This is a genomic window from Nitrobacter sp. 62-23 (genome assembly GCF_001897285.1).
Lineage (GTDB): Bacteria > Pseudomonadota > Alphaproteobacteria > Rhizobiales > Xanthobacteraceae > Nitrobacter.
In genome coordinates this window covers 1-7,778 of the sequence record NZ_MKSM01000052.1, presented here as the reverse complement: position 1 = coordinate 7,778, position 7,778 = coordinate 1, and the positions used below count along the sequence as shown (strand labels likewise).

The 7,778-nt window shown below is 56.9% G+C and carries 8 protein-coding genes and 1 pseudogene; 2 read left to right on the top strand and 7 right to left on the bottom strand.

All coding sequences use genetic code 11. From position 1 onward, the window contains the following. On the top strand, positions 1–226 hold a 226-nt coding region (locus BGO16_RS04570; RefSeq protein ID WP_292617410.1), incomplete at its 5' end, for a TOBE domain-containing protein. Between the two features lie 122 nt (positions 227–348). On the opposite strand, the gene BGO16_RS04565 is transcribed toward BGO16_RS04570, so the two are convergent. Continuing rightward, on the bottom strand, positions 349–576 hold the full coding sequence (locus BGO16_RS04565; protein ID WP_292617409.1) for a hypothetical protein: 228 nt from the start codon (positions 574–576) through the stop codon (positions 349–351). Between the two features lie 403 nt (positions 577–979). Continuing rightward, complete coding sequence (locus BGO16_RS04560) at positions 980–1,273, bottom strand: helix-turn-helix transcriptional regulator (RefSeq protein WP_292617408.1); 294 nt, start codon at positions 1,271–1,273, stop codon at positions 980–982. A gap of 162 nt (positions 1,274–1,435) precedes the next feature. Between BGO16_RS04560 and BGO16_RS04555 the strand changes: the two genes are divergently transcribed. Next, complete coding sequence (locus tag BGO16_RS04555) at positions 1,436–2,506, top strand: hypothetical protein (RefSeq protein WP_292617407.1); 1,071 nt, start codon at positions 1,436–1,438, stop codon at positions 2,504–2,506. Positions 2,507–2,556: 50 nt separating this feature from the next. Here the strand turns inward: BGO16_RS04555 and terL are convergent, their stop codons facing one another. The 5 genes and pseudogenes from terL to BGO16_RS04530 form a co-directional block, all read right to left on the bottom strand. Further along, positions 2,557–3,936 (bottom strand): phage terminase large subunit, encoded by a 1,380-nt coding sequence (terL, locus tag BGO16_RS04550; protein WP_292617406.1) that lies wholly within the window; start codon positions 3,934–3,936, stop codon positions 2,557–2,559. A gap of 92 nt (positions 3,937–4,028) precedes the next feature. Further along, entirely contained in the window at positions 4,029–4,415 is a 387-nt protein-coding gene (locus BGO16_RS04545) for a DUF5681 domain-containing protein (protein WP_292617405.1), read from the bottom strand. Beyond that, on the bottom strand, positions 4,408–5,805 hold the full coding sequence (locus BGO16_RS04540) for a DNA methyltransferase (protein ID WP_363091449.1): 1,398 nt from the start codon (positions 5,803–5,805) through the stop codon (positions 4,408–4,410). Before BGO16_RS04540 ends, BGO16_RS04545 begins: the two co-directional genes overlap by 8 nt. 166 nt (positions 5,806–5,971) lie before the next feature. Further along, complete coding sequence (locus BGO16_RS04535) at positions 5,972–6,682, bottom strand: hypothetical protein (RefSeq protein WP_292617403.1); 711 nt, start codon at positions 6,680–6,682, stop codon at positions 5,972–5,974. Between the two features lie 519 nt (positions 6,683–7,201). Next, positions 7,202–7,778, bottom strand: a pseudogene (locus BGO16_RS04530) (recombinase family protein); the annotation flags it as partial.

Below are 7,778 nucleotides of genomic sequence, written 5' to 3'. Positions count from 1 at the left end.
GACCGGCAAGACAGCGCCGAAGACGTCCGCGCGCAATTGCGTCCGGGGAACCGTCAATCGATGCGAGACGTCGGATGTAAGCGCGGAGGTCGTCCTCGACATCGGCGGCGGCAAGACGCTTACGTCAAGCATCACCTCGCACAGCGCCAAGTCGCTTGGCTTGTCGCGGGGGAAGTCTGCCTTCGCCCTTTTCGACGCCGCGCACGTCATCGTTGCCATCAACTGACGAGTTGAGTCGTTCTCTCTGTCTGAGCGTCGTTTTGTTCGCCGCATCGAACCCCCGCTGATGACCTTCGTGTGGTTACGGAACGACGGGGTGTCGCAGCCCATGAAGTCGGTGCATCACGGCTAAGTTGATTCCCGCCGCATGCCGTCGAGCAGCGAAATTGCGTCATGGAGCCTTCCGGCCTCGTGGATCAGTTGCTCGATATCCATGGAGACCTCGATACCCTCGGTGACGCTGCCCGCGTTGGCACAGGCCTGCGCGGCTTTGGCGATCCGGGTCGCCTCACTCAGGTGAGAATGAATCTCGTCAAGCAACGTTGTGATTGTCCGATCGAGCGTGTCACGGTCCATGGGTTACTCCCGTTTTGTACTGATAGGACCCTCTGCTGCCGCGGGAATAGGCCTCCGACGCATCATACTGGGCATCGAGCGAGTTGAATTCCTGATCGAGCCCGGCATTGGTCGAGACGCGGGTACGGAGACTTCGATACCCTCGGTGATGCTGCCAGCATGGCACAGGCCTCGGCGGCCTTGGCAATTCGTGCCGCTTCGCTCAGCTTGTTATGGACCTCGGCAATGATGAGTTTGATTGCCGGTTCAATGCTGGCGTGCTCCATCGGGGCCCTCCCTAAAAATTGGACCTACTACCGCTCTGCTGCCGCTGGAAGTCGAGCGAAAACTGGATAATCTTGTGGCGAAGATCAGCGACATTGGATCACGATGTGATCGCAGGGGCCCCGAATACGAGGGTGAGCTATTTCGCCGACGCGCGGCGAGGCTTGCCCGGCGGCTTTCCAACTATCAGATCCCGCAGCAGCTTGACGGGATCGGTGCCAATGGCGCGTACGATCGTCACGAACTCGACCACGTCGATGCGGCGCTCGCCGCCCTCGTATTTGGCGACAAAGGACTGGGGACGCTTCAGCCGGCGCGCCAGCTCGTGCTGGGTCAGGCCAGCCTCCTTGCGGGCAGCCACCATCAGGGCGCAGAAGGCGGCCTGGTCTGAGGAGTGAACGGTCTTGCCGATCCCGCGGGCGGAAGCTGTCATCGCCCGGAGAAGCTGATCCTGAGACGGGATTATCCCAAAATAGGATAATATTAACTCTGACCTGCTGTTCTGAGCTGACTACCTCGCTTTGGAGTGGATACAGGCGCGCAGCGAAGCAAATGCTTGTAGCCATGGTCACTCAAGCCACGGAGGTTACACATGTTGGTCAGTCAGCGCATTTGGCGGGTCGGTCCGTCGCCCGAGCGCCTTTCTGAAGCCCGGCTCGCCTCGGAACGGCAGCTGGAGGACATGATCGTCGCAAAACCCGAAATCGTCTCCGACCAGTGGATGATCATCGGCCAGCAGGAAGAGACCGGCTTTGGCGGCCGGGTCGATCTTTTGGCGATCGCGCCAGATAGCTCCCTGATCCTGATCGAACTCAAGCGTGGCCGCTCGCCACGTGAGGTGGTCGCCCAGGCGATCGATTATGCCACCTGGGTCGAGGCACTGGATGCGGAGGCCGTGGCCCGGATCTATGCCCGGTTCAAGAAGGGTGCAGATCTTGCCAAGGATTTTGAAGCCAGATTTGGTGTGAGCCTCGATACCGAGGTTTTCCCTTACCAGCACCAGATCGTCATTGTGGCGGCCGCGCTGGACGCCGCTTCCGAGCGGATCGTCGCTTATCTCAGCAAGCGCTCGGTCGCCATCAATGTGCTCTGCTTCAAAGTCTTTGAGTGTGGGGTGGAGAAACTGCTCAGCCGGGCCTGGCTCCGCGATCCCGTGGAGTCACAGGCCGCCAGTGCGACCACCTCAAAATCGCCGTCAGGGCCCTGGAATGGCGAGTATTATGTCTCATTTGGAGGGGAGGGCCGTTCCTGGGAGGAGGCGGTCAAGTACGGCTTCATCAGTGCAGGTGGTGGAACATGGTATTCGAACACGCTGAAACTGCTCAAGCCCGGCGATCGGGTCTGGGTCAAGATTCCCCGCACCGGTTATGTCGGCGTCGGCCGGGTGAGCGGATTCTCCACTCCCCAAACCGAGTTCCGCGTCAGCGTCGATGGCAAACAGGTGCCGGTCTCCGATGTCCTGGCTTCACACCAGCTGCCGGATGATCCTGAGAAGATGGAGCACTTTGTCGCCATCGAATGGGCCGAGACCGTGCCGGAAGACAAGGCCATCAACGAGAGCGGCTTATTCAGCAACCGCAACACCGTCTGCGCACCCAAGATTCCGGAATGGCGCACCACCATTGATCGGCTGCAGCGCGCGTTTCCAAAATACGATTCGGTCTGAGCCACCTCGTTAGGGCGAGGCTCGCGGACGATGTCCGCGAGTTATCGTCGTCAAAGGTATCTGGCCCATCTCATGGTGGTGTCGTATCCCGTGCTTTCATAGGCGAGCGCCTGAGAGATGCTGTCGACCTGATCGTCATGGCGCGATTGGGGGAAGGAGAACAATTCTGCCTCAAGCTCCGCTAGCCACGGAGCTGACAAAGGCAGAAAAATCTTTCCGCTTTCAAATTTTGCTGCCACGATCTGTGCTCTGGTGCGTTTGTCACCTTCGGGCCGTACACCAATAACATTATATCGCGTCAATTTGAGTTCGTGAATCAGCGCCCAGCCGGTGCCGGCGTCCTCGATCAGGATTTCATTTGGCCGGTGTTTTTCCATCTGTTCCCATACGAACGCCTTGAGATACGGATATTCCAGGCGTTTTCTCGCAACGTCTATCAAGTAATAGCGATGGTCCTCGATTTGCCAGGTCGTTATGACGGAGTAGTCGTTGAGGGGGCCGGCCTTTATCGCGGTATCGATGCTTTGAATGACGCGTGAACGAGAGGTCCGTGGCGGCGGTACGTCATAGCGCTGGACCCAGGTGCGCCTGATCATATAGCCGCCTGGAGGCACCGGCTCTTGTTGGTATTGAGCTTGCCAGGTGTCAGTTCCGACTTCTTCTCGGCGCTTTTCAAGCTCATCCAGTGGCATGCGCCCCGCATGAAGCGCTTCGCCCTCCCGACGCTCGTAGATCTGACTTGATCCAACAACGATGGTCTCATCGCAGGCCGCGATTGCCGGCAACTTCAAGTAAAACCATTCTTCAGACGATCGCAAAAGCGTGCCGGCGAGATCGTTCTCGTGCAGTCGTTGCATGACAAGGACGATGGCCGCATTGCGAGGGTCGTCCAACCGCGACAGGAACGTTTGATAGTACCAGTCGTTGACACGTTCACGCCGGGCATCTGACAATGCTTCGCCGGGCTTCAAGGGGTCGTCAATGATAGCGATATCGCAGCCACGGCCGGTAATGGGACCGTCCACCGATGTTGCAATCCGGCACCCGCCCGCGGTGGTCGTGACTTCGCTCTCGGTATTTTTTGCGATATGAACGTTGGGAAAGACTTTTCGATACATGTCTGACTGGATGATGGCGCGGAAATCGTTGCCATGCTTGATCGCGAGGTCTGCCGCATAGCTTGCGACGATGATTGTTTTCGAGGGGTCTTGGCCAAGTATGAATGCTGGATAGGCGACCGACGTGATGATTGATTTGAGGTGTCGGGGCGGTACTGCCACAATGAGCCGCTTTTGCTGACCGAGCCTGATACGCTCGAGTTGATGCGCAATCGCCTTGATATGCCAGTTCATCAAGAGCTGCGTGGTCGGCTTTAGAATATAGAAGCAAAGCTGAGCGAACGTGACCAGGTCGTCGCGCGCCGCTGCCACAAGAGCATCAACAACGCTGGGTTTGGCGCGTGACGCCCTTTTCCGAACTGGTCGATTCGTGTGGCGTATCGTCTTTCGAGGTTCCCGTTTTTTCATTTCGTGTACCCGTTTCGGCTGAAGTAGTCGGCCAGAATGGCCTGGTCCTGCTCAGGCGTTGTGATCCGATCGGCGAGTAGTTCGTCAGAGCCGTGGCCTACGCCTGCAACTGCGATCAAGAAGCTGAAGGCCTTGGCATCCCCGGCCATGGCTTTGTCACCGAGCCTGCGCGAGGCAATTTCGGCCACCGTCATCGATTTTTTTCGGCCATTGACGGTGACCACAACCTTCCGGTTGAGCTCCGCCTTTGCCAGACTTTGAGAATTTTTCGAGCCCTTCGGCCGGCCCTTGGGATTTCCGCTCTGGCCTGGCTTGAACTGTGTCGCGACAGGAGGTCGTCCCTTGCCCACCGCATATTTTCCGGATCGATGGCGATTAGCCATGGCAGGCCCCCGGACGCGACGCTGGGATCTTTTTAGGAGGCTGTGTGATAGGAGAATTGCGTTCTGCTTCGACCTCCTCGAACGTTTGGCCGGTCGATTCCAGAATGGCGTCGCGGTGGGTAAAGGCTTGCCAGCGGCGAATCGAGACGTCGATATATTCAGCATCGATCTCGAGGCCGTAGACGTGCCGGCCGACCATTTCGCCGGCCAGAAGGGTCGAACCGGACCCTAGAAACGGGTCGAGAACGATGGACTGAGGTTTTGAGCAGTCGAGCATCGCATCGGCGATCATGCGAACCGGCTTTACAGTCGGATGCATGGCCAATTCGTCGTCACGGCCGGACTTAAAGGCGTTTAATCCAGTATATTCCCAAACATTGGTTCGGGCACGCCCATATTGGCCAAGCTCAAACGTATTAATGTGTGGCGCGGTGCCGACTTTGAAAGCGCATACTAATTCGTGACGGGAGCGGTAGAACGTACCCATTCCACCGTTCGACTTGACCCAAACGCAGATATTCTTAAGCTCCGAGAATACATTTGTACCTGCGTCAAGCATGATCCGCACGTGAGCCCAGTCAATGCATGAGAAAACGATGCTGCCATCAATGCTCACGCTGACAATGAGGTCGAAGATGGTTTGAAGAAACCGCAAGAACTCGGCATCCGACAGTCCACCCGACGCGACAGCAAATTCTCGATGTTTGCTGCGTCCCAACCCACGAGCGTGTTTACGGATCGAGACATTGTATGGGGGATCGGTGAACGTCATGGTGGCACGGTGTCCAGCCATCAGCGTTACATAGCTCGCTGGCTGCAGCGCGTCGGCGCAGTGCACCCGGCTTCTATTGCAAATCCAGAGGTCGCCCGGTCGCGTTACCGGCCGTCCGGCGCCCGGTAGTTCGGGCTCGAGCGGGTCAGGAGAGGGGTCGCTCCGATCAGAAATGATCTGATCGAGGTCATTGATGCTAAATCCCGTCGTCTCGAGTTCAATTCCCGCTTCTGGCAAGGCAATCGCGAGTTGGCCGAGTTCGATGGCAAGGAGATCCCGGTCCCAGCCGGCATCTTCCGCGAGACGATTGGCGGCCAGAATGTAGGTTCGTTTCTCAATCTCGTTGAGATGATAGATCTGGAGGATCGGGACCGTTTCCAGCCCGAGCTCGCCAGCCACCTCGCAACGCAGGATTCCGGCTAAAACATTGTTGTTTTCATCGACGACGACCGGATCGATAAATCCAACGGTCCGCAGAATTGCGGCCAACTTTCGGCGAGACTCACGGTTGTGAGTTCTCAACCTGAGATCTGGAAGTTTTAAGTCGCTTAAAGCGGCATGAGTTATGGCCGGATGTTGAAAAGGGAGGATGTCGGCTATGATCTTTCGTTTCCGCATGACTCTTTTGCTCCGCTAAACGCGGATCAATTACTAAGGGTTGGATAGGCGGTTAGACTACGGAACTCTGGCCGAGTTCCGCAGAGTCAGCCACTGACAAGCGGCAAATCGCACGGCTGCTCATTGGAAGAGGGCGTAGAACCGCGCACTCATCACTTCAGGCCTGCTATTGAGAACGCCGACCATAACCCTGTTCTCGAGAAGGTCTCATTCCTGACTCTCTCAGAGTACGGGTGATCGCCTGTCTAAGGCTGCATCGACCCTGCCATTTTCTGAAAGCGACGCGGCCTTCGGCTGTCAGATCGTTGCCCTCCCATATCTCTCGCAGACGATCTTCCAAGCGATTGAGTAGGTTTTTGAGTTTCTGGATTTTGACCGTTGAAACTTTCGCAAAATCAAGAACTGCAAGAGGTAGAATGCCAGGCGCGAACTCTCGGAATATACGGTGCGGAAGGCCCTCGAGGGCCAATTCTACGACGTAGCTGTCAAATTCTGACCAGCGATAGCTGGGCCCCGACTTTCGCAGGCGAATATTCTTGAGAACCAAACCCTCCGGCAAGCCCTCTTGCGGGGATAATTTCACGGATCCGTCAAGGAAGATCTGAGCACCATCGAGTGCCAAAATCTCCGTTTGAGCCATCGGAGTGCCGTCGATCAACGACGCCTGAAAATCCTTGAACGAAACCAGAGGTATCACAAATACCTCATCGCCATGCTTCATTGAAGCGGCGGCAGATAGCACCAGTCGGCGATCGGCGGCATGGTAGGCTCCGACTGATAGGATGATCTCAGCATCTTCGGATACGATGCCGCGTCGTCGAAATTCAGCAAGGACGCCCTCTATGGATTCCGCCCTGCAATCTAGCAGCAAAGGCATTCTGCGTGGTCTCTCTCATCAGAGATCATTTTCGATTTTGTTGGTCCTGATTTAAGCAGAGGAGCTTCCCTGGTAGCATCAAAGTTTTCCCTGATAAGCTAACTAGGGAAAATTTTCCAAAAGCCCCGAAAAACCTATATTACGGACCTGCCCCAAGCCGCTCACAGCAAGAAAACGCCGTTTTCCCTGTATTTTTCCCTGTTATTAGGGAAATCGGACTTGAGACTGGTTCGTACCGGACTACGTCCGCCACCACCCAGTCTGCTGTTCTGCCATTGTATGGAGACTGACGGGAAAAGCCCGCGGTTGGCGGGGTTTTCTAACACTAGTTTTGTAGATGGCGGTCTCCGCTCGTGGATGTGGCCGGTTTCGGCCGCTGTCTCTGGTCAGAAAATTCCCGTTCCTGGCAGGATTCCGTTCAGCTCAGAACAAAGGTCTGCCTGCCGGACGCCGCATAGACTCCGGCGCGTGACGTGGCCACGGGACGATGCGGATCGAATAGAAACCTCGACCTTGTTTTCAAAAAGTGGGCAATCCGAGTTTCACGTACTGTTTCGACCATTCGGGCGGCGCATCGCGGAGTTCTGCGATGCCGATGCCACGAGGCAGGCGACCTTCGACCGCCGCCTTGACCAGTGACGGGGCGAGGAAAGCCATCGACAGCGTCAGATTGATTTGCCGCACGCTGCACTTTTGCCCGACCGCAATCTCTTGGATAGTTGCTCGTCCAAAGACGATCTCGTCCAGCCATTGCCGGCCGCGTGCAATGGCACGGATCAGGCCGGCGCGACGCTCGGCGCGGATCGGTCGTGTTCGCCGGAGAGAAGCGGATGCGGGTTGGATCACATCTCGGAACCTGCGCATCGGCGGCTTGGTCCAGGGAATCAGGATGACCTCGCCTTGCGTGGTGCCGGCATCGTCGTGTCGAGCCAGTTCATGGTCATGAGTTAGCATGGGTTCGATCGTCTTGAGGGTCACAGCCAAGTGCTTGGTGCGAACCTCGACCTTTGCGATACGGGCGGCGATGGCATTTTGCTCTCCGAGTGACCCTGACCATTGTTCCCCGGACTTTGTCAGTCGGTCACCTACGGCATTG

Excerpts from the sequence above, each read along its gene's own strand:
- BGO16_RS04535 (WP_292617403.1), bottom strand. The coding sequence starts at position 6,682 with ATGCCTTTGCTGCTAGATTGCAGGGCGGAATCCATAGAGGGCGTCCTT.
- BGO16_RS04560 (WP_292617408.1), bottom strand. The coding sequence starts at position 1,273 with ATGACAGCTTCCGCCCGCGGGATCGGCAAGACCGTTCACTCCTCAGAC.
- BGO16_RS04565 (WP_292617409.1), bottom strand. The coding sequence starts at position 576 with ATGGACCGTGACACGCTCGATCGGACAATCACAACGTTGCTTGACGAG.
- BGO16_RS04540 (WP_363091449.1), bottom strand. The coding sequence starts at position 5,805 with ATGCGGAAACGAAAGATCATAGCCGACATCCTCCCTTTTCAACATCCG.
- BGO16_RS04545 (WP_292617405.1), bottom strand. The coding sequence starts at position 4,415 with ATGGCTAATCGCCATCGATCCGGAAAATATGCGGTGGGCAAGGGACGA.